Consider the following 20,432-nt stretch of genomic DNA (forward strand, 5'->3'; position numbering starts at 1 on the left):
AGTGAGGGGATTTTATATCGACAAGGGCTCAACAGTATATCGACAGCAGGTCGACAGATTGGTGATTTTTGTGATATCACACTTTTTAAGGTGAAAAGGCTGTTTTGCTGGGCTTTGCCCAGCCTATCATCCCCCGATGATAGAAAAAACCCCTTATGCTCTTCTAACTTTTTGGGGTAGACCACTCAATCAAGAAGAGAGGATGAAGGAAATGAAGGTTGAAATCAGAAATGTAGACCCTGTTATGGTGAAGAAAATCGAGGGGAGGGCGAAAGAAAAAGCGATCTCATGACAAGAGTTTTTAAAAGAACAAATTGAAAAGTTGGCTTTCTTTCGTGAACAAATCGATTGAGAACTTCATCCCGAAAACTTAATTAATAAGAACATCTAAATGATGTGAAAGTGTTCGGATTCCATTCAACACTTTGATCGAACGTTATGCAAAATAATTGGGGAAGTCGAGGAACTGTGATAACAAAATAACCCATGATCACGCTAAGCGAAGACACCGATCCACACCTTCAAGAGTAAGTACATGGCCGAACATAAATTTTGTTTTCCATGCGAGGGGGGTGTTGAATGAACCAGCTTACTGGGGACGAGAAGGAGCAGAAGCTTTAGGTAGTAGTAGTATAAGAAAATATTGTATTGCATTAGAAAAATTCGGTCATGTTTTTACAAAAGGGTTGAACAACAGTAGAGCATTCCTCGAACAAGATATTACTTTATTAAGATGGATGAAAGATCTTATTCATACTAAAGGTGTAACAACTAATGATGCTGCAGAGGTTGTATTATCAACAGTTAAAGAGGAACCTCGAACAGAAGTTGTTCGAGGTGAACAACCTTTAGTAATAGAAGAGTTGAACAGTATTCGAACGGCGTTCGAACAGCAAAAGGAATTTAATATACAACTAATTAGTGAATTAAAATTATTAAGAGAAGACTCTAACAGAAAGTTTGAACAGCAACAAAAGTATATTGAATCTTTGAAGCAACAATTATATAAAGAGAGAGAATATCAAGAACAAAGGGATCAACAATTAACTACAATAGCTAAAGATATACTTGATACAAAGAAAATGGTTGCTACAAGTAAAGAACAAGGTTTCCTTAGTCGTTTATTTAAAAGATAACCTAACTGGAAATAAATTACTTTTATTGTTATTTATGCTTTATTTATAAGTACAGTAGGGATAATTAATAGGAAATATAAATAAAAAAGCAGGTATGAAATTAAAGATGTAATTTTTTAGTGTTACAAGAACAAACAGCGTTTGAACGGGTCGAACAGCCAAACGATTTCAGTATATATTGAATGGATTATGGTGCAAAAACTTTAAAATACCTGAAAGTAATCTCCCAAACTTGGACATACTGATACTAGTACTCTAAAAAAGGACGTGATCAGTATGGAAAAGCAAAACCTATTCAAATGGAAGTACTATCAGCCTGATATGGTTTTATTAACAGTAAGATGGTACCTACGGTTTAACCTCAGTTTTCGTGATTTGGTGGAAATGATGGAGGAACGAGGTTTATTTATCGCCCACACCACCATTATGCGTTGGGTTCATCAATATGGTCCTGAATTAGACGAAAGAGTACGACGCCATATTGAGACAACCAATGACTCCTGGGGAGTCATTGAAACGTATGTGAAAGTAAAAGGTCAATGGATGTATTTGTATCGTGCAGTCGATTCAGAAGGGAATACCATTGATTTTCATCTAAGTGAATCAAGAGATAAACAAGCAGCTAAGCGATTTTTCAAGAAAGCCCTAGCTGCTTCTCATATTTGTAAACCTCGTGTCATAACAATTGATAAAAATACAGCCTATCCTGTAGCGATTCAAAAGTTAAAAAAAGAGAAACGTATGCCTGAAGGCATACAAATAAGGCAAGTTAGATATCTCAATAATATAGAAGAACAAGATCACCGTTTCATTAAGAAACGTGTGCGTTCTATGTAGGGATTCAAGTCGTATGAAACAACTACTTCTATATTGAGTGGTGTTGAAGCTATGCATGTGATAAAAAAGAGGCAGGTTCACCAACAGCAGATGAAGTCTGCCCAAAATCAAAAAGAATTCATCCATAAACTGTTTGGACTAGCTGCTTAATCCTCAAATTCGAAAGAAATGAATGGCTCTATGCTTTTAGTAAATGTTTTTGCACCAGAACCGACACATAGACCGTAACAAAAGAGTTTTGTGTATCTCGAACAGCGCGAACAACCTTTTAACCAACCAAAGTGGTTCCATAGATAGAATTGCAAGGCTATTTTTATATTAGTCTAAAGACTTAAAGATTACCTCAAGGTAATCAGTTTACAAGATAAGTACAAAGACCTGTTACACTATCTACAACGCAAAAATAAGTAACAGGTCTTTGATTTCAAAGGAGGTATGGGCTTAATATATCTTATGCAAGTAACTTAAAAGAGCTTGTACAACTGCCTATTAAATCAATAAAAACATAGAATTGGACAAAGGTTGATTATTTATGTGACCGCCAAGGTTACGTGAACACTTTATGCTAAATAAGAGTTAACACTTTTCTGGAAAATAGCACGTGTCCATCGTCACTTGACATGGAGCCTCTACGTACTGATGTTTTAAAAAAAGTCCGTCATAACAAGGGTTATGCTGCCTACATAAGGCTATCATGTACGCCTCTCCATATAAAGTGCACGTCTTTAACTGGAAAAAAAGTGTTCACACTAAATTAGCAAAATTTGTTCACTTTTATGGCTCTTTCTCACTTTTGGTGAAGGTACTTTAAAGATGATATAGTGAAATAAAAAGGAGAGAATCGCAACATGCCTTTTTCCTCTTTCACTAACATAGAATACTTACGCGTTATACAAGAAGATCAATCTTATATGTATCTAGTAAAATCTAAAAGTTCTTCTTGCATATGTCCTTCTTGTCATACTCTATCTCACCGTATTCACAGCCGATATGTTCGGTCTCTTCAGGATGTGCCGGCGTATGGAAAATCAACGTATATACAAATACAAACGCGTAAGTTTTTTTGCGATGAATGTAGTTGCCCACAGGCTATTTTCACAGAAAGATTTACTTGGTTAGGGACCTATCAGCGAAAAACAAAACGTTTACAAGAGATGTTGAAGTCGATTGCCCTATCTACGAGCTGTAAAGTAGCATCTCGGCTGTCTAAGCACCTAGGTATTGTAACCGGTCATCACACACTTTTACGCCTTCTTCATAAATTGAAACTGCCTTCTTATGAACCGCCGGTTCATATTGGTATCGATGACTTTGCATTCAAGAAACGTTGTCGTTACGGTACGATTATTATCAATCAAGAAACCAGAAGACCCATCGCTATTTTAAATGGTAGAGATAAAGAAACAGTAGTAAAATGGCTCGAACAGCACCCTACTATTCAAACTGTCACTCGAGATGGTTCTTCAACATACGCTAAGGCTATTTCTCAAGCACTTCCTCATGCTTATCAGATTACGGACCGTTGGCATATACTGAAAGGTTTGTTTACAGCAATTAGAGAGACCTTACAACAATCCTTTCCTTCTATGTGGAGAAAAACAGAATATAAAAATCATACACCAGAACCACTTATTATCCGCAAGACAGACATTCAACGCAACCTGTATGCAGAACAGGTTTGGCAGCGTAGCTTAGAAGTGAAAGAATGGAAAACTAAAGGGAAATCCATTGCTCGGATTTCTCGTCATATGAATATCTCTCGCAATACGGTCTACAAAGATTTGAGACGCAAGAAAAAAGAGCCTATTAGTCGTGCGCGTCTATTAGATCCATTTCTGGATCAATTACGCCAATGGAACATAGATGGATGGACGACAAATGATATGGAGCAAGAACTTAGAAAGATAGGCTATACAGGATGTCGCTCTACTTTAAATGAAGCGATTTCGAGAATTCGCCATGAATATAGAGCATGTGCCACGACGCATTCCCTGTCTCGCGCCTCCTTACTATGGAAAATATGGAGTGAAAAAAATAAGGACTGGTTAGACTCATTACCTTCGGCATGTTTAGAAGAGTTTCCACTTATACCTCAATTATTCGAAGTTACACAGAGTTTTAGAAAGATCATGAGTAAACGCCACAATCAAGACATACCTACCTGGATAGAAACATGTAAAATCTATTCATTTCCAGCTCTCAACACCTTTATAACCTATATAGAAAAGGATTTACAAGGGGTAATGGCTGCTTGTGTTGACCCTTTAAGTAATGGGCTATGTGAAGGACATATACATCGTGTAAAAATGTTAAAACGTATGATGTATGGTCGTGCAAGTGATGAATTGTTGAAAAAACGAGTGCTCCTGCCATTACTATAGATGGAATTATTTTTTCAAAAAAACAATGTATACCTTTCACATATGGTCACGTTTGTCTTCACCAAAAGTGAGAAAGAGCCACTTTTATTTAGCAGTCACATTTAAGATATTAGTAATTTAGTACAAACACTTCTATGGCTTGTACATATCCTAAAGTATCAAGACTATGGAGGTGAAAATATGAATAGTTTTGCTTTGATTGTTGTATTGTTTATTTTACTAATTATTGTTGGTGCTTCTGGTAACTTCTTCGGTGCCTAGATATCATCCTTTTTAGTCTAAGTATTATTTATCATATTGCAAAAAAATGACTAGATTTATATAAAGGAAATTCTATAGATAATATTTATAAAAGCTTTTAGTAATTACTTTTATAAACATAGAGAGACCTTCTTTTTAGGAGATTTCCCTATGTTTTTTTGTTTTTAATACTTTTAGTATTCTATTCTTTATTAAATTTAGTTACATAGTACAAGTACAAATTTGTTAGAAGAATACTAATAAAATGTAGTTAAATTTATTAAAAGGGGAAAAACTATATGAGTTGGGATGAAATGATATTTAATAAATGTAACGATGATAGAAGAAGACATGAAGATAAAAGAAACTTTTTTGAAGATAACCTGTCTTGTGGAAGAAATAGAAACAATAATGAGGATAGAGAACAAGATAATAAAGGGGATTTAAATTTCACAGGAAAAGGAAGAAAATCTCTATTTGGTTTGACAGTTGGAGCTACAGTAAATGTTTCTTTATCCAATGGACTTGAGCTTGAAAGTATTTTCCAAGGTATCGTAGGTGACTTTACTTCCAAAATTCCCACCACCTTTTCTCTTTAGTAACAGCTGTTATTTTTTTGGATTTTGTATTTCCTGGAGTGTTTCTAAAAGCAATTTATTATGATAATCTAATTTTTCTTCAATATTCTTTAAGCGTTCTACCCGTTCTAGCAACTGTCCTTGAACCTTTAAATTATTCCTTATCTTAGATCCGTTCTCTTGGAGAACAAGTGGCGTTCTTTCGCCATTATCGCTATCATTCTTAATCATATTTTCACTATGATGTTTTGCCAAAGTAACCTTTACAGTACTTTCCAAATTCATACCACTTTCCTGTAAAAGTAATTTTATATCCTCTAAAACAACAATATCTTTCTGAATAAATGCTCTACTATTTCTTACACCTTTTGTAAAAGTATAGCCTTCTTTTTCTAAAGCAATGCACCATTTTCTAAGCGTGCTGTCACCTACTTTTAACATCTCTGAAACTTCTTTTGTCCCAAACGCTCTTTCATTCATACGGATCACCCCCGAGCGTTCTCTTGAAGAACAGTTCTACATATATGGATAAATCCCTGTATACAATTAAAGGACAAACCTTATAGCATGTATCTCAGTTAATTATTGCATTTATTCTCTAAATCATTCGACATATGAAAAAATTACCTTGTAATCTACCCCATAACCATTTAAAATAGGTATCAAATAAATGAACGGACAATAAAAAGAGAGCCCAGACTATAGTGGTGAGGCGGCAACCTCCCTACTACGGTCGATGTGAACGCACCACATCAACACTAATCCAGACTCTCTTGAAAACACATTTTTTGTATGTTGCTATTTTACAATGTACAGGGATGTTTTTCAAGAGTGAATTCTCGGTTTTTTCGTCTAATGTTGGAAGACGTTGTTGATGCACACATCGATAGCGTCTTTTTGTTGTTCCGAAACCAAAGGAGAGCAACTATTATGGCGAAAAGTAAAATTGATGTAGTGATTGACAAAATTGACAAATCCGAATATGCAACATTTCAATCCATGGAAGAATTACGCGAAGCTGTAAATATACATGCACATACGATTCAAGATAGTAATCTACGTCCAAGCACGAAACGAAAGTTAATCAGTTTATTAGATTACTTGCGTGATCACTCACGTGTTTATTTTGGTCTTTCTTTTAGAAGAAGAAGTATTATTGCGGAACACTTTGGCGTCAACAAAGCAGATACAGTAGGCGAATGGCTTAAACGACTTTCTGATATGGGAATCGTACGGATCATACCAACCAAACGATCACGTGATATGAAACAGACGGTGAATTTAGTGCAAATCTTACCTCCGTCACAAACGACAAATGGAGATAAACAGGTACAAGGAGAAGAGAAAATCGAGCACCTTGAAGACAATACTCTTATTAAGACAAATACTAAAGATCATAGTATACGTAAAGAAGATACATACGAGGAAGTTTATCCATCATACATCCCTCATAAATTTGTTATGCTTGTAAAACCATTGTTTCCTAACGTAAAGAAAGTATATGAGTTATTTGGGAAAGTAAGATTAGCTTACTTAAAGTCTACTGTTGAGAAGCCTTTGGAAGATTTGGAATCTATCACTCTTACAGCTATTTCTGATGCTCTGTCTGCGTTGAAGTTACGTCGCATAAAGAAAGGTTATTCTTACGAGGCTTTAAAGGGTTATCTGTATGGAACTGCTTATTGTTTGTTTTTAGAAGAAAAACGCCGTGAAAATGTACGTAGGGACCCAACATTACTTATTAACTTTTTGAATACCAAACCCAAGAAAAGTATATTAGTCAAAAAAATAGAATCGCTCAGTACCCCTTGGTGACTATACCTGTTGTATAGTTTTTGAGATTATTAATTTTATAATTTAATATTAGGGTTATATATTTTAGCTGGTTATGATGTAATTACTCCGAGAAATTGTAATGAATCCTTAAACCTTAGATATACTGCTAACTAATACTACTAATTTCAAAAAGTATAATCAATATGGAAAGAGAAGTTCCCTTTAAATGGAAACATTATTACTTGGATATTATCTTATTAACGATAAGGTGATAACCGCGTTACAACCCTAGTTTTCCTGACTTAGAGGAAATGATGGCTTAAACGATCAAGATATCTAGGGTATCGTCATTGATTTGACAACGAAATCCTAAACAATAAATGTTTCTTGGAAAGTAGATGTGAAAGTCAAAGGTCAATGAGGGGATTTGCAAGAGAATAGCCTAGATGTTCATCTAAGATAATCAAGATATGAAGCAGCCAAGTACTTTTTCAAAAAACTTGGCTGCCTCATATCCTTGTATTATAACCGTAGATCAGAACCCGGTCTACTTCTTAGCGATTCAGGACTTTTTTAAAAGAGTATACCTGGAGGTATCCAAGCGAGGTAAGTTAAATCTCCCAATGCTATATTATTTGGGTAATATAACAGTTACATTCTATATTAGGGGATGAGTCATATGAAACGAATACTCCTATATACTAGTGGAGACCGACCAAAGCTTATCTAAGAAATCCTAGGATCTATCAGACAGCCAATTTTGTAGGACATCGGGCATTCGTCCTTTTAAAGCTAAAGAAACATGGCCACCTTTCAGATGTTTATATGTTTTATCTTTAACAAACACTTTATCCATGATAGGTTGGGAAAGTTCCTCTGGAACTAGACGGTCTTCACCTGTGGAAATGACTAGTAAATTAGCTGTTATATTTTCAAGGTATACACTTTTCCCCTTTATTTGTAAATCACCATTGATTAATTTATTTCCCGCAGCGAGATCTAAAAGATTTCGCAAAAGTGCCCCTGAAAAGGGAATATGATCATTTGTCCATTTATTAAATAATTTCCACCTTACAACATATTGATTTTCATGCGCTCGTCTAAGTAACGAAAAATATTGGCTAAAATAAATTGGTGAAGTTACTAACCGTATCCCATATTTTATATATTCTGCTGGAATGATACCCCAAATATCGATTAATGGGTTTAAATTCAACTCTTCTTTTTGAATTGCTTGGATCCATTTATCAAATACAGGAGGGCGGCTCATATCTATGGGAGTTGTTAATAGTACTAAATTCCGAATCGGTTCTTGGAAAATAGTAGCATAAATAGCAGAGAGAGTCCCACCTAAACAATAGCCAATCATCGATATTTCGGACACATTAGAGTAACGAAGGGCACGCTTTACTGCTTGGTGGAGATAGTCAACAATATAATCTTCAAGTGTCAAATCTTTATCTTCATATTGTGGCGAACCCCAATCCAATAGATAAACGTCATATCCGTTTGAAATAAAACCTTCAACTAGGCTCGTTCCAGGGGTCAAGTCTAAAATATATGGTTGATTCACAAGCGAATACACATGGAAAACAGGGATATTATATTTCTTACAGGGGGAAGGATAGTACCATAAAACAGATTTGTTTTTCTTCCATACGGGAATTCTTTTTGTTCCTTCCTGATTTGTAGCGATGTTTGTTATGCCTACAATATTGTTCCATCGCTTCTTTTCCTTTTCCAATTTTAATTTTATTACATTGTCCGCTTCTGTCATCTTTTATTTCCATCCTTTCATTCCCCGCTCTTCCCATTTTCCTTTGTATCTGATAAGGTAGATTCTGTTCCTTTTTCATCCCCTCTACCTAACTGTTCATTCACTTGATGGTGATTTAAATTCAACTCCAGTAACCTGTCATTCAGATCGACCAATCGCCAAATATGCTCTTCCAACATATCAATTTTCCCTTGTGTATCAATTATTAGCTTAGCCGTATTTGCCAGATCGCTCTTAGTGGGTATATTTAACAATGCTGCGAGTGACTCCTGTTTTTGTTGGATACCTGAAATGAATTGGGTAAATAGAGGTATGAGAAGGGAGGACAATTGGATTAACCATTCTTTATTGATAGATTGCTGAATATAATCATTAGCTTGATTCTCGAACCTAAACCCTTTAACCTTTAATTGTTTATAAAATTCATCAAAATCAAATGTTTTAAACCAATCCTCATTTATATTAATTTTAATATTAGAGTGTCGCACTTAACCCACCATCCACAACTAGAACCTGGCCTGTTACATAATTAGAGGCATTTGAGGAGAGAAATATGGCGGCCCCTTTTAAGTCTTCATCGGATCCAAATTTTCCTGAAGGTGTTCTTGCAATAACATGGTTGCTAACATTTCCTAATGCCTTTGTTAACCTCGTTGGGAAAAATCCAGGTGCGATCGCATTAACTTGCACATTATGAGGAGCCAACTTTGAAGATAAGTCCCTTGTTAGGGAAATGATAGCCCCTTTACTTGTGGAATAGGCACACGCATCCATAAAGGAATCCTGTTGTCCAAGAATGCCAGCTATGGAGGAAATATTTATGATTTTTCCAGACTTTTGCTTCTTCATAACTTTTCCAACTGCTTGTGAAAATAAAAAGACACCCTTTACATTGACCTCCATCACTTTATCCCACTTATCAGCAGGCATCTCCAAAAACGGGGCCATCCAGGAGGTTCCACTGTTATTAATTAAGATGTCGATGTTTCCAAATTCTTTTTCCGTTTCGTGTATAACATTTTGAATTTCCTCAATATTTGTCACATCACATTTCAGCGCAAGTGAATCCGCTCCAATATCCTTGATTTGTTTGCTCGTTTCCTGACAGGCCCCAATCTTTCTGGAACATACCACTACATTTGCCCCAGCTTCTGCCAACGCAATGGCCATCTGTTTCCCTAGCCCTGTTCCGCCACCTGTAACAATTGCTGTTTTGTTCGTCAAATCAAATAACTTGTGCATTGTTTATCCCCTTTCGAAGGTAGTTTTATGACATGAAAATTTGAGTCATATTAGAACACACTCCCATATTAAGAGAGGGGCATGATTCAATATGACTCATTTGGGAACATATAAATATATTAGGAAGTTACCCTAATTAAATCCCGACAGTATAATGATTTCTAGTAAGAACGTAATAGAGAGTTAGGGAGCAGGCGTTTCTTCCTGACAAATATTTAGATCTGGAAGCGCTGCACAGAGTAACGAGGTTATGAGATCTAATATTAGATTTAATAAATCTGTCAGGCTGAGATCTAAGCCGATCGAAAACGTAAGCGTCCCGAGTGGAGTTGTTAAAGAAATAGTTAGACCGAGGTCTTCCTCCTGTTGAACAGTTACATTTTGCGTTTCTGACGAATCTGTGTTCAGGGAAATGTTTGCACTATCAGGTAATAAAGTTAAAATATCCTTGAATCGTTTTAATAGATTGATTTGTGCGTCAGTGAATTTACCTAGATTGGTCATGAGAACTTTTTTTGCCAATTTAATTCCTCCCCCCTATAAGGATTTATATATTCTATTTTTAAAACTATCTATTGTTGTGGGTAAATGGGGGAGTGCTAAAAAAATATACTATTAACTATATTATATGGGTATATAACTTATTTTATCTTATTCTATTATCCCCTTTTTTCCTGATTATCATCAGATAAATGGAATTTCCATTGAAGGATTGGATATATATGAAATGTTTAATATAGCATTTGATTAATCTGTTATTTCCTATAATTCGATTAGGATTTGCGTATTTTTATCCGTCTGATTGATTCCTAATCACAATTCTCTCTTTTCCTTTGCTCGATACTTTTGAATTGTTCACTTCCTCGTACAAATATTCTTAAGTAAGTATTCTAGTTGTTCGACTTGTTCACCTTGTATATTATAAACTGTTTCAATTATTTTCAGATCATACTATAGCCTTATGGTATGTATTACATACAAGAACAGCGTTCGAACACCTTGAACAACCTATCTATCGTCTTCAGGCTAGTGTTTTTCCTTACAGAAAAAGTATAAAAATAGTCTCACAATTCCTTCGACGAATTGCTATTTAAATAGAGTGAGAAGGAAAGAAGAAAAAAAGGCTAAAAAGCTTGTTATACCAATGTTTTTATATCATTTCGTCCGTGGTATTTTTACCACACTTCCGTGGTGAAAATACCACGGACGAATTATAAAACTGTAATAAAAAACTAAAAAACGATGTGGTGTTATAACCACATCGTTTTTATTAGATTTACATTATCTCTATCTCCAGTATATATAAGATGAGTATCTACAAAAATGGCATATGCTTTCGCATTATTCCCTTCTATACCTGATTCACTCTTAAAAAGGAGTCCTTTTTTAACTAAAGAATTAATAACCTTACTGGTGTTTGATCGATCACTACCTATAATCCTTGGGATGTCAGTAATATTGGCAGGTGTTGGGTTCTTATCCTTAATATCAAGAACAATACAATTACTAGAAGGAGCAATGTAAGATGTAATATCAGTTAAAAAAACTTTCCCCCTACCCCCTCTATAAATTGAGTAATATCAAGGGTTTATAGGGGGGAAATAAAATATAAAAAAAGTTTTTACGCCCATTCCGAACCTTATATTCTCATTTTTATAAGAAACTGGTACTAAGGGGAATAGCTTAGCTATTCTTTTTCCGTTATTTAAAAAAAGATGGAGACATACATATGGTCGCACAATGGATCTCTATATGCCTCATAGCGATGAAATCTCCCATGTCCCTCAACGTCTTAGCGTCTACATTCCTTCGTTCAATCTGTCTATGAGATAGAGTTTGGTAATGCTAGTTAGCAAGGTCGAATGCCTGGAAGAGTGCTTTATCCCAAATACTCCGTGCTTCATTTTTAGTGGACAAAGGTTAAGCTCCTAGAGCTAAAGAAAGATGGGGAATATCTCGTATCATTCGCTCTTCATCAAACGGACATTGTTTCTGACCTACAGTATGTAGAACACGAACTAACTTCTCACAAAGTACAATCAGTGATTGTTTCTTACGTAAAGGGTTTTCTTGTCTGGTTGTATAGTACTGATGCAGAGCCTTAAAGGCTCGATTATGTCGAACAAGGGGCATAACAGTCCGAAAGAGCAAAGCCCTCAATTTAGCCCTTCCTCGTTTGGTAATTCGTGTTTGTCCTTTATGCTTTCCTGAGCTAGATTCCCGCAAATTTAATCCCGCGTATTTTAAAATTTGGCGTGGATTTTCAAAGTTTTTAATATCACCCAACTCAGAATAAAGTTCAATCACCGTTACCATCCCAACACCAGGTACAGTCAGCATTTCAGCAATACCCGGAAGGGTGAGAACAAGGTCTTCCAATTGCTTTTCTAATGCATGTAATTCTTCTTTAAGCATCTTATATCGTTTGATATTTGTAGCTATTTCTCGTTGTGCCATCTGTAGTCCAACGGTTAACCCTACTGAACATCCAGCAGCCTCTTGAAGTCGCTGTATTCGTTTATAGCTTGGGCCGTTGTACGCCTCCATGAGTGGACCATATTTCTGCCACCCTTTCGGGTGTTGTTTGATTAAGTTGAACTGGAAGAGGAATATGTTCTAGCGTGGCCAACGCCATCTTTCCACTCCAGTCTTTAAAAACGGTCAAAAACTCTGGAAAATACTTATCTAGCCAATTATGAATCCGTCCTTATAGAGCTTGTAAATCACCTACAATTTGGCTTCTGATAGTAATTCCTGCCTTTACTTCGGCATCTTGATCCATTGGTAAGCGAGGATAGGAAAATCGACCATCTTTTATCAGTTGAGCGATAACCCTAGCATCCTTGATATCATATTTCGTTGGAGAGTTATCATCGAGTTCTTTACTTCGCTTAACGTGTAGAGGATTAACGACTCTGAAGGAGATAAGTCTCTCCTTTAGTGTATAGGCTAGATTTAACCAGTAATGGCCGGTAAGTTCCATACCAACTAGAACATCAGCTTTCTCATGTTTGTGTTGCATCCCTTCCAACCAGGTAAAGAACGCATCAAATCCTTCTTTTGTGTTTGTAAAGGTTAGAGCTTTCCCGAGAATCTTCCCACGGTCATCTTGTGCACGAGCAACATGCTTAAATTTAGCAATATCTACTCCGACAATCAGTGTATGGGGTGTAACTTGATTTAACTTTTCGTTTTGAGTACAATTCATAAGAGTCCTCCTTGAATGATGAATTGAAGTCATGGCCATGACCTTCTGCATCATATCAAGAGGACTTTTTTATTTCAATACACCAAGTAATTTCAAACAGGAATGCTAGTTAAATATTTTTCAAACCTTAAAAACTCCCAATTATTCTGTAAGAATTGAGCAAACCTCACTTTCGATTGAGGACTTTTTTTAGTACCTATGTAATGTTCTTGTCCAGTTACCTTACTTAGCAAACCAACTGCATCATCAATTTGATCAAGTGGTATACCACTATGTTCTAAAGCATATTGAAGTTTTTCTAAGTTCAACTTTCTTTCTCTAGCATTCTTAGAAGCTTTTGAAGAACCTTTAATAATAGCTTGTTGTCCTTCTGAAAGTGCTTTAAATTCTTCTTCCTTTTTTTTGCGTTTTCGTTCTCGTTCTAATTGTCTTTGTTCGAAAACATTTTCCAATGTTTAATCCTCCTCAAGGTATGGAAGGAATTAAACCCTTATGGTAGAATACAAATATAATCATGTGAATAAGGGTCTAACCCTTCTATAGTTTTTATCGAAAAGCCCTCAAGTTTTCGCGGACCGGAGGGCTTTTCTCATGCCTTCTTTTCGTACTCTTTAATCTTTTGATCAATACTTAATAATAGTTTATCATTAATTGTTTTTGGCTTGTACCCCATTCTATCAATTAGAATTCCCTCTAGAACCCTTGCACGTTTCGTGTAATACAAATACTGATCTTCAGCAAAAGAAATTGTCTCCTGGTCCAGCTGAGCCTCCTGGGCACCCTTCTTAATCAACCTCATCTGGTTAAACGCGTCTGAACGCTCTTTTCTAACCAACCGCAGCAACACCAGCAAGTCGTACGTATGAAAATACTTTAGTTGGTTAAAAGGTTGTTCGCACTGTTCAAGGTATAAAAAATTCTTTCTTTCTGGTCTCCGTTCCTCTAAAGGGGCACCACAAAAGGAACATACTCCTTCACTACTATTTTCAGTCTGACAATACAAGCACATCATACTTGTTACTCCTTCTTATCCTTCATTTTTCCACACCAACCAAATCGGCCAACCAAATTAAAAAGATAAATAGATACGAATACAACCTATAATCATAACAAGATGCATATAGGCTATAGCCACCCAACAGCCTGAAGGCTGTTCTTCTTTTGTTCTTTAAGTACTACGCTCGATCTAGTCGTTTTTGTCGTTGCTTTTGAATGCGCTTTTCTACTTCTTCACGCGCATACTTAATCTCATCCAGTTCTCCTAAACCTGTGGTCACGATACCTTTATACCCTTCATGAAAGTACAATCCATTCATCAATTCAAGTAAAACTTGAGCATGCTTATCTGTTTGATTCACACCGAGTCGAATCTTTTTTAATTCTTCTCGTAAGACATCATGAAGGTTTTGACTCACGATTTCACTAATCGTCTCCAAGGACCATTCTTTCCTTTCTTCTGCTCGATACCTTTGACAAATATCCATAATGGCTTCGCCTGGAAAACGAAGTTTATGTTCTGCCATATAGTCTTGAAGGTACTGATCCGTTTCCTCGTCTAAGGTAATCATTCGTCGTTTGGTACTCATAGCTCTTCAATTTCTCCAACTGCTTTTTCAATACTCGCATATAAATTGTTTAGAGTTTTTGTGTTTTGTTCCACTGCATAATGCATTTTCGACATAAACAAAAGGTTCTTATCAATCAGATTGGTTAAATGCCTTTCACGTGTAGTTTGTTCTTGAAAAAACGCCAACGTTTCTATCTGACCTTTTAAAAAGTATTGCCGTGAAACTCCTTTTTCCTTTGCAAGTTCATCAATTTTTTTTATCGCTACCGGATCAATATCTCGCAATAAAATATCCATTTTTCTGTTCCATCCTCTCATTTTGGTATGCACTGCTCTATAAAGTTAGAAGAGCATAAGGGGTTTTTGCTATCATCAAGAGATGATAGGCTGGGCAAAGCCCAGCAGAACATCATTCTTACCTTAAAAAGTGTGATATCACGAAAATTACCAGTCTGCCGACCTGCTGTTGATATACTGTTGAGCTACTGTCGATATGAAGTCCCCTCAGCGTCCCTTCACTGTCGACCTCATGAGGATATACGTCCCTTCAACGTCCCCTCAACTTTTACGAAAAACGCATACGTTCTTGACCCGTTCCATCAGTAAAAAATGAGAAAGTAGGTGTATAACTATGGGTCACTTTTTCGTACAACTCAATAGCTGCTTTCATCGAAGAAACCTCCAACTTGCGTAAGATTTTTCTTCTAATTTTCTTAATGGTTTCTTCTTTTCTATGTAAAATCTTTGCTGTCTCACGCACACTACATTGATTCAAAGCAAACTCAAAAACTTTTCGTTCAGCTTGTGTAAATTGATTTAAAAAGAGTTGTTCCTTTAATCAAATATAATCTTCTTTCATGACATGTAAGTCTGCCATTTCATTGATTAATTCATTAGCAATACGTAATACATTTTTAACGCTAAGCAATAATTTTTCCGTTCGTTCCATGATTAAACCCTCCTGTTTTTTTGAGGGAAACCTATGTTATAATAATAATCCATAAGTATTAGATATGGGGTGCTTCCTTTGCAGAGGAAGTGCCCTTTTCTTATTTACATTCATTACTTTCCCTTTGGATCATCATAGAGTTCTTTTTCTAAAAGACGAACCAAATAATCTTTCTTGCTAATACCTTCTTCAATGCATCTCTTTGCAAATTCTTTAAATAACTCTTCTGGAATATCTGCATTTAATCGCTTAAATCCAGGTGCTGTTTTTGTCATAACACTCCTCACTTTTCCTGAGTATACATCACTCATTTGAGTGATATATACATATTATAAAGGATATAAATTTGATATTAAAGGGAAAATTTTAAATAACTGGTACCTACTGTCTATATAAAAAACATTATAGTTAAGTATCTACATCTACACTTCCTCAACATTTTCATCTACCCAGTCTAATACCTATTTTGAGTATGAGTATTAGATTATAATAGTCTTCCCTAAACACATTACATATTTGATATATTCTTTAAATTTATATAGAATTTAATTCCATAACATTGAGAAAGAAGGGATATAACATGTATACTTACGAATACGTAAAAGTTGAAGTTAATAGATGGAAAGGTAAACCTAAAGAAGATTATAAAGAAATTATTGATGAATATGCTAACAGAGGATGGAAATTAATTCAGATTTTTGCACCTGCAATCTCAGGATACGGTTCAGCGGATCATTTTGAAATAATATTTGAAAAAAAACTTGATGACTAACTTTTTATAATAAAAGTAAACAAAGAGGACAGCAGTTCATCATTGCTGTCCTCTTTGTTTACTATCATTTAGTTTTATGCTTGTAATATACTCTAATCCATGCAAAGATAGCACATCCCACCATAGCAATTGGAAATTGCCATCCGGTTTCTCCATTTTGCAGAGTAAATTTTAGTATTATTTATATCGCCTGAAGGCGATAAGTTGTTCAAGGTGTTCGAACACCGTTCTTGTATGTTATATCTACTATAAGGCTATAGTATGATCTGAAAATTACGGAAACAGTTTATAATATACAAGGTGAACAAGGTGAACAACTAGAATACTTACTTAAGAATATTTGTACGAGGAAGTGAACAATTTGAATGAACCAGCTTACTGGGGACGAGAAGTAGCCGAAGCTTTAAATATTAGTAGTAGTAGTGTAAGAAAATATTGTATTGCATTAGAGAAATTTGGTCATGTTTTTACGAAAGGCTCGAACAACAGTAGAGCGTTCCTCGAACAAGATATTATTTTATTAAGAAGAATGAAAGATCTTATTCATACTAAGGGCGTAACAACCAATGATGCTGCGGAGGTTGTATTATCAACGGTTAAAGAGGAGCCCCGAACAGAGGTCGTTCGAGGTGAACGACCTGTATTAATAGAAGAGTTGAACAGCGTTCGAACGTCGTTCGAACAGCAAAAGGAGTTTAACATACAACTAATTAATGAATTGCAATTATTAAGAGAAGACTCTAATAGGAAATTTGAACAGCAACAAAAGCATATTGAATCCTTAGAACGGCAACTATATAAAGAAAGAGAGTACCAGGAACAAAGAGATCAACAATTAACTACAATTGCTAAGGATATATTAGATACAAAGAAGTTAGTTTCTTCAAGTAAAGAACGAAGTTTTTTCAGTCGTTTATTTGGAAAATAGACCATTTTTAATAAAGTAAAGCATCCTTTACGTAAAGGGTGCTTTACTTTATAATGGGGGTATAAGGAATTATAAGAGAGGTGAAGTGGATGAAAAACAAAATTTCAGAGTACCGAAAAAAAAGAGGGTATTCACAGGATAAGTTAGCAGAGAAACTAGGAGTGTCTCGTCAAACAGTTATATCTATAGAGAAAGGTAAATATAATCCATCTCTTCCTTTGGCATTAATTATTGCGGAAATTTTTGAGTTGAAAATTGAAGATATTTTCTTTTTAGAAGAAAGTGATTATAAATAAATTTGTGAGTAGGAGGTACATTATGAAATCACGATTAGGTAATTTATTGATGGGAATTTTAATGCTTATACTAAGCATTTATATAATTTTTGATGCGGGTGTTAATGGTAAAACTAAATTTGTTTTCTCTGGACTTTTATTTCTTTCTTTATCTATAATGTTTTTTTCATTAAGCTATTTAAATACTGATTTCAGAAAACAAGATGAACGTATGAAGTTAATTCAACAGAAGAGCATGTTTTATTCTTATTTTATGTTGATGTTATATTTCTTCCTTTTTGCATTACTTTTAGGTATGAATGTAATTTCTATTAGTGCTTTAGCAGTGATCCAGATTTTAGCTGCTCTTATTATCGCTACAGTTTTTATATCTATGCTAATTATGTCTAAAGTTTATTGATTTCAAGTAAATAACTAACACTTTTTATTAGGAGGAGATCTATATTAAAAATATTAATATACTCTTTCAAATTATAACTGTAATACTATTATTTTTTATAATAGGAAGGTTAACTTTACTATTTAAAAAGAAATAAAAAAAGGAAAGAGTATGATTTTTTCATACTCCTTCCTTTCTAGTTTATAGAGGTTTAACGTTAAAGGCATTTACCCAAGTTACACCTACATATACGCCTTTTCCTTTATTATTAGCATCTACACGTTTTGCTAATAGGCCCCAATAAGCAGCTGATACTCCACCGATTGCAGCAACAGGTGGGAACCATGCACCAACTCCTGTAGCAAATGTTGCACCTAGAGCAGCATATTCTAATTTATCTATATATTGTTTTGTTTGTGAATTATTAAATTTTCTATCATAACCCCACCAATGATACGTCCATGATCCGTAAGTAGAAGCCATTGTTGAAAAACCTGTTTTATGTATTTCTAGGTTTTCGTCTACAGCTAAAGTGTGATTTTTAACACCTTCATTGATCTGATTAAAGTGTTCCTCTAATCCTTGAAGATCATAAGTATCATAAATATCTTGCGGTACATCTTTTAAACCAAGTGTTCCATCTTCATTCTTTTGAACATATGGTTCAATTTTTTCAATAACTTCATTATTTACTTGCTGTTGATCATTTGTTGAAGCTTCATCATTCTGTTGGATTACATGTTGTTCTGCAGCTTTCGCATCACTAGCATGTCTAAGTACGGGAGATATTCCAATTCCCAAGGCTAAAGTAGTAATTAATGTTTTCTTCATCTAGTTTCCCTACTTCCTCGTCTATGTAGTTACTTGCATCCCATGCGTTAACATGAAATATACCAAAATAAACATTTTAATCCAAAAAATATACTTTTAAAGGTTACTATTGATATAGAATGGATAATTTTTTTAAAAAAAGGGTGCGTAACGAGAAATAAGGAGGAATTGGGGAGTCCAACTTCCCCTAAGATACATTATGTAAACTAAAAATGTATATCGTATACAGTCTAAAATAGAAACTCTGCTACCTAGCATCCAGTAAACTTTTCTATTACATAATTTAGTGTCATAAGTTGTTAACATTCTTTCTCCCTTTGTTTTTTAATACAGGGAAAATCCATCTTTGTCCTAATTGATTTGTCCAACCTCTTATATGTTATCTGAATACAATATCTTGTAAGACAAATGAAGGGAGAGATAGAATTGAGTAGAAGATGGAAAGATTTCGAAGGTAACAATGAGTCTAAAAATCGCAGTTTTTCAAAATCAGAATCAGACAGCGATTCAAAAGCAAAGGTGGATTTTGAGAATAAAAACGATATTGATACTGATGTAGAGAGTGAAAATGAGTTAAAAAACCATAATCTAAATGTTACTAAAATTAATAATGTCGGAAATGCTAAGGTAGATGTTAATGTAGAAAGTGACTCTGCAGCAAGAGTACGTTCAAGAACAGAATCTGACCAAGATCAAGACCAAAATCTCTTCTAATAAAATGTAGGTGGGAGTATATAATGGAAAACTCAGATAAAAGTCGAACTTCACGTCGAGATATGAGGGGCTTTTCCCCATCTGGAGATATTTTTCCTAATGATACTCAATTGAATAAAACTTCAATTGGTCATAGTGGAAATTCGGATGTAGATGTCACGGTAGATGTTGAGGTTGATACGATGCCAATTGCGTTTGCAATGCTATATTCTTTATTGACCTCGAAACAAATATCTGATAAGGAATTCGAATTAGCCATTCGGAGATTAAAATCATGGAATAGTAGGGGTAAGCCAGAGGGACCGTTCCATTTTGGGAGAGATATGAACAATATAGTGGGGGCTAGACTTCTTTATCCACAAGATAGCATAGAAGGTAAATAGATAACTAGTTTACTAGTTATCCTCTGTGCATTACACATTCTAATAAAGTATTAAATAAACTAGAAATCAATATTGTACACAGCAGCTAAACAAGGGAAAAACTTTGCTCCCCTCGTAGTAGGGGGGGGGTTCTCTTGTTTATATCCATTTGTCCCATTACATTGATGTCTCACGGCATCTTGAGTGGTTTACTACGTATAGAAAATGTTACGGTTCTGGTCCAAAAATTTAATCTAACTTGAAGCTAATCTTCTAAACTTGGACATACTGATACTAGTACTTTAGAAAGGGGAGTGATCAGTATGGAAAAGGAGAATCTATTTAAACGGAAACATTACCAGCCTGAGATGATTTTGTTAACGGTCAGATGGTACCTACGGTACAATCTCAGCTTTCGCGATTTAGTAGAAATGATGGAGGAACGGGGATTATCTATGG

22 protein-coding genes and 4 pseudogenes are annotated in these 20,432 nt (G+C 35.1%); 13 read left to right on the plus strand and 13 right to left on the minus strand.

Features of this window, described 5'->3' with window-relative positions; genetic code table 11:
• Positions 1 to 575: 575 nt before the first annotated feature.
• The 5 genes and pseudogenes from B9N79_RS25140 (at position 576) to B9N79_RS25160 (ending at position 5,193) form a co-directional block, all read left to right on the plus strand.
• Complete coding sequence (locus B9N79_RS25140) at positions 576 to 1,136, plus strand: hypothetical protein (protein ID WP_085119346.1); 561 nt, start codon at positions 576 to 578, stop codon at positions 1,134 to 1,136.
• Between the two features lie 276 nt (positions 1,137 to 1,412).
• A pseudogene (locus tag B9N79_RS25145) lies at positions 1,413 to 2,123 on the plus strand (IS6 family transposase).
• A gap of 698 nt (positions 2,124 to 2,821) precedes the next feature.
• A complete protein-coding gene (locus tag B9N79_RS25150) occupies positions 2,822 to 4,354 on the plus strand; it encodes an ISL3 family transposase (RefSeq protein WP_085119347.1) in 1,533 nt (510 codons plus the stop codon).
• A 180-nt stretch (positions 4,355 to 4,534) separates the two neighbouring features.
• On the plus strand, positions 4,535 to 4,615 hold the full coding sequence (locus B9N79_RS25155) for a YjcZ family sporulation protein (protein WP_081496029.1): 81 nt from the start codon (positions 4,535 to 4,537) through the stop codon (positions 4,613 to 4,615).
• Between the two features lie 278 nt (positions 4,616 to 4,893).
• Entirely contained in the window at positions 4,894 to 5,193 is a 300-nt protein-coding gene (locus B9N79_RS25160; protein WP_085119349.1) for a hypothetical protein, read from the plus strand.
• A 9-nt stretch (positions 5,194 to 5,202) separates the two neighbouring features.
• Here the strand turns inward: B9N79_RS25160 and B9N79_RS25165 are convergent, their stop codons facing one another.
• Entirely contained in the window at positions 5,203 to 5,652 is a 450-nt protein-coding gene (locus B9N79_RS25165; RefSeq protein WP_085119351.1) for a MerR family transcriptional regulator, read from the minus strand.
• 351 nt (positions 5,653 to 6,003) lie between these two features.
• Here B9N79_RS25165 and B9N79_RS25170 point away from each other — a divergent pair, with 351 nt between their 5' ends.
• Entirely contained in the window at positions 6,004 to 6,987 is a 984-nt protein-coding gene (locus B9N79_RS25170) for a hypothetical protein (RefSeq protein WP_139814845.1), read from the plus strand.
• Positions 6,988 to 7,684: 697 nt separating this feature from the next.
• On the opposite strand, the gene B9N79_RS25175 is transcribed toward B9N79_RS25170, so the two are convergent.
• The 11 genes and pseudogenes from B9N79_RS25175 to B9N79_RS26360 form a co-directional block, all read right to left on the minus strand.
• The gene (locus B9N79_RS25175; protein ID WP_085119355.1) at positions 7,685 to 8,725 is read right to left on the minus strand and encodes an alpha/beta fold hydrolase; all 1,041 of its coding nucleotides are present in this window, start codon (positions 8,723 to 8,725) and stop codon (positions 7,685 to 7,687) included.
• A 17-nt stretch (positions 8,726 to 8,742) separates the two neighbouring features.
• On the minus strand, positions 8,743 to 9,213 hold the full coding sequence (locus tag B9N79_RS25180) for a hypothetical protein (protein WP_085119357.1): 471 nt from the start codon (positions 9,211 to 9,213) through the stop codon (positions 8,743 to 8,745).
• Positions 9,200 to 9,967 carry an SDR family oxidoreductase gene (locus tag B9N79_RS25185; RefSeq protein ID WP_085119359.1) on the minus strand — a complete coding sequence of 256 codons (768 nt, stop codon included), beginning with the start codon at positions 9,965 to 9,967 and terminating at the stop codon, positions 9,200 to 9,202. The genes B9N79_RS25180 and B9N79_RS25185 overlap by 14 nt, the downstream gene beginning before the upstream one ends.
• Before the next feature lie 183 nt (positions 9,968 to 10,150).
• Positions 10,151 to 10,489, minus strand: a complete 339-nt coding sequence (locus B9N79_RS25190) for a hypothetical protein (RefSeq protein ID WP_085119361.1) — start codon at positions 10,487 to 10,489, stop codon at positions 10,151 to 10,153.
• 1,398 nt (positions 10,490 to 11,887) lie between these two features.
• Positions 11,888 to 13,175 (minus strand): annotated as a pseudogene (locus B9N79_RS25195) (IS110 family RNA-guided transposase).
• A gap of 92 nt (positions 13,176 to 13,267) precedes the next feature.
• Positions 13,268 to 13,627 carry a hypothetical protein gene (locus B9N79_RS25200; protein WP_085119364.1) on the minus strand — a complete coding sequence of 120 codons (360 nt, stop codon included), beginning with the start codon at positions 13,625 to 13,627 and terminating at the stop codon, positions 13,268 to 13,270.
• A 137-nt stretch (positions 13,628 to 13,764) separates the two neighbouring features.
• Positions 13,765 to 14,187 (minus strand): hypothetical protein, encoded by a 423-nt coding sequence (locus tag B9N79_RS25205; protein WP_085119366.1) that lies wholly within the window; start codon positions 14,185 to 14,187, stop codon positions 13,765 to 13,767.
• 163 nt (positions 14,188 to 14,350) lie between these two features.
• A complete protein-coding gene (locus B9N79_RS25210) occupies positions 14,351 to 14,761 on the minus strand; it encodes a hypothetical protein (RefSeq protein ID WP_085119368.1) in 411 nt (136 codons plus the stop codon).
• Positions 14,758 to 15,039: a hypothetical protein gene (locus B9N79_RS25215; RefSeq protein ID WP_019390781.1), complete on the minus strand. Its 282-nt coding sequence runs from the start codon at positions 15,037 to 15,039 to the stop codon at positions 14,758 to 14,760. Before B9N79_RS25215 ends, B9N79_RS25210 begins: the two co-directional genes overlap by 4 nt.
• 268 nt (positions 15,040 to 15,307) lie before the next feature.
• Positions 15,308 to 15,544, minus strand: a pseudogene (locus B9N79_RS26825) (hypothetical protein); the annotation flags it as partial.
• A 260-nt stretch (positions 15,545 to 15,804) separates the two neighbouring features.
• On the minus strand, positions 15,805 to 15,966 hold the full coding sequence (locus B9N79_RS26360; RefSeq protein WP_167555156.1) for a hypothetical protein: 162 nt from the start codon (positions 15,964 to 15,966) through the stop codon (positions 15,805 to 15,807).
• Between the two features lie 305 nt (positions 15,967 to 16,271).
• On the opposite strand from B9N79_RS26360, the gene B9N79_RS25225 reads away from it, so the two are divergent.
• The 4 genes from B9N79_RS25225 to B9N79_RS25240 all read left to right on the plus strand — a co-directional run bounded on the left by B9N79_RS25225 (position 16,272) and on the right by B9N79_RS25240 (position 18,087).
• Positions 16,272 to 16,463: a DUF4177 domain-containing protein gene (locus B9N79_RS25225; protein WP_085119373.1), complete on the plus strand. Its 192-nt coding sequence runs from the start codon at positions 16,272 to 16,274 to the stop codon at positions 16,461 to 16,463.
• Between the two features lie 361 nt (positions 16,464 to 16,824).
• Entirely contained in the window at positions 16,825 to 17,391 is a 567-nt protein-coding gene (locus B9N79_RS25230) for a MerR family transcriptional regulator (RefSeq protein ID WP_085119375.1), read from the plus strand.
• An 89-nt stretch (positions 17,392 to 17,480) separates the two neighbouring features.
• Positions 17,481 to 17,687 (plus strand): helix-turn-helix transcriptional regulator, encoded by a 207-nt coding sequence (locus B9N79_RS25235; RefSeq protein WP_085119377.1) that lies wholly within the window; start codon positions 17,481 to 17,483, stop codon positions 17,685 to 17,687.
• A 22-nt stretch (positions 17,688 to 17,709) separates the two neighbouring features.
• A complete protein-coding gene (locus B9N79_RS25240; RefSeq protein WP_240516725.1) occupies positions 17,710 to 18,087 on the plus strand; it encodes a permease in 378 nt (125 codons plus the stop codon).
• Positions 18,088 to 18,267: 180 nt separating this feature from the next.
• Here B9N79_RS25240 and B9N79_RS25245 read toward each other — a convergent pair whose 3' ends face one another.
• On the minus strand, positions 18,268 to 18,897 hold the full coding sequence (locus B9N79_RS25245) for a hypothetical protein (RefSeq protein ID WP_085119379.1): 630 nt from the start codon (positions 18,895 to 18,897) through the stop codon (positions 18,268 to 18,270).
• 426 nt (positions 18,898 to 19,323) lie between these two features.
• Between B9N79_RS25245 and B9N79_RS25250 the strand changes: the two genes are divergently transcribed.
• The 3 genes and pseudogenes from B9N79_RS25250 to B9N79_RS25260 form a co-directional block, all read left to right on the plus strand.
• Positions 19,324 to 19,611: a hypothetical protein gene (locus B9N79_RS25250; RefSeq protein ID WP_085119380.1), complete on the plus strand. Its 288-nt coding sequence runs from the start codon at positions 19,324 to 19,326 to the stop codon at positions 19,609 to 19,611.
• 23 nt (positions 19,612 to 19,634) lie between these two features.
• On the plus strand, positions 19,635 to 19,994 hold the full coding sequence (locus B9N79_RS25255; protein ID WP_094041353.1) for a hypothetical protein: 360 nt from the start codon (positions 19,635 to 19,637) through the stop codon (positions 19,992 to 19,994).
• Between the two features lie 302 nt (positions 19,995 to 20,296).
• Positions 20,297 to 20,432, plus strand: a pseudogene (locus tag B9N79_RS25260) (IS6 family transposase); the annotation flags it as partial.

The organism is Priestia filamentosa (assembly GCF_900177535.1).
Taxonomy (GTDB): Bacteria; Bacillota; Bacilli; order Bacillales; family Bacillaceae_H; genus Bacillus_I; species Bacillus_I filamentosa.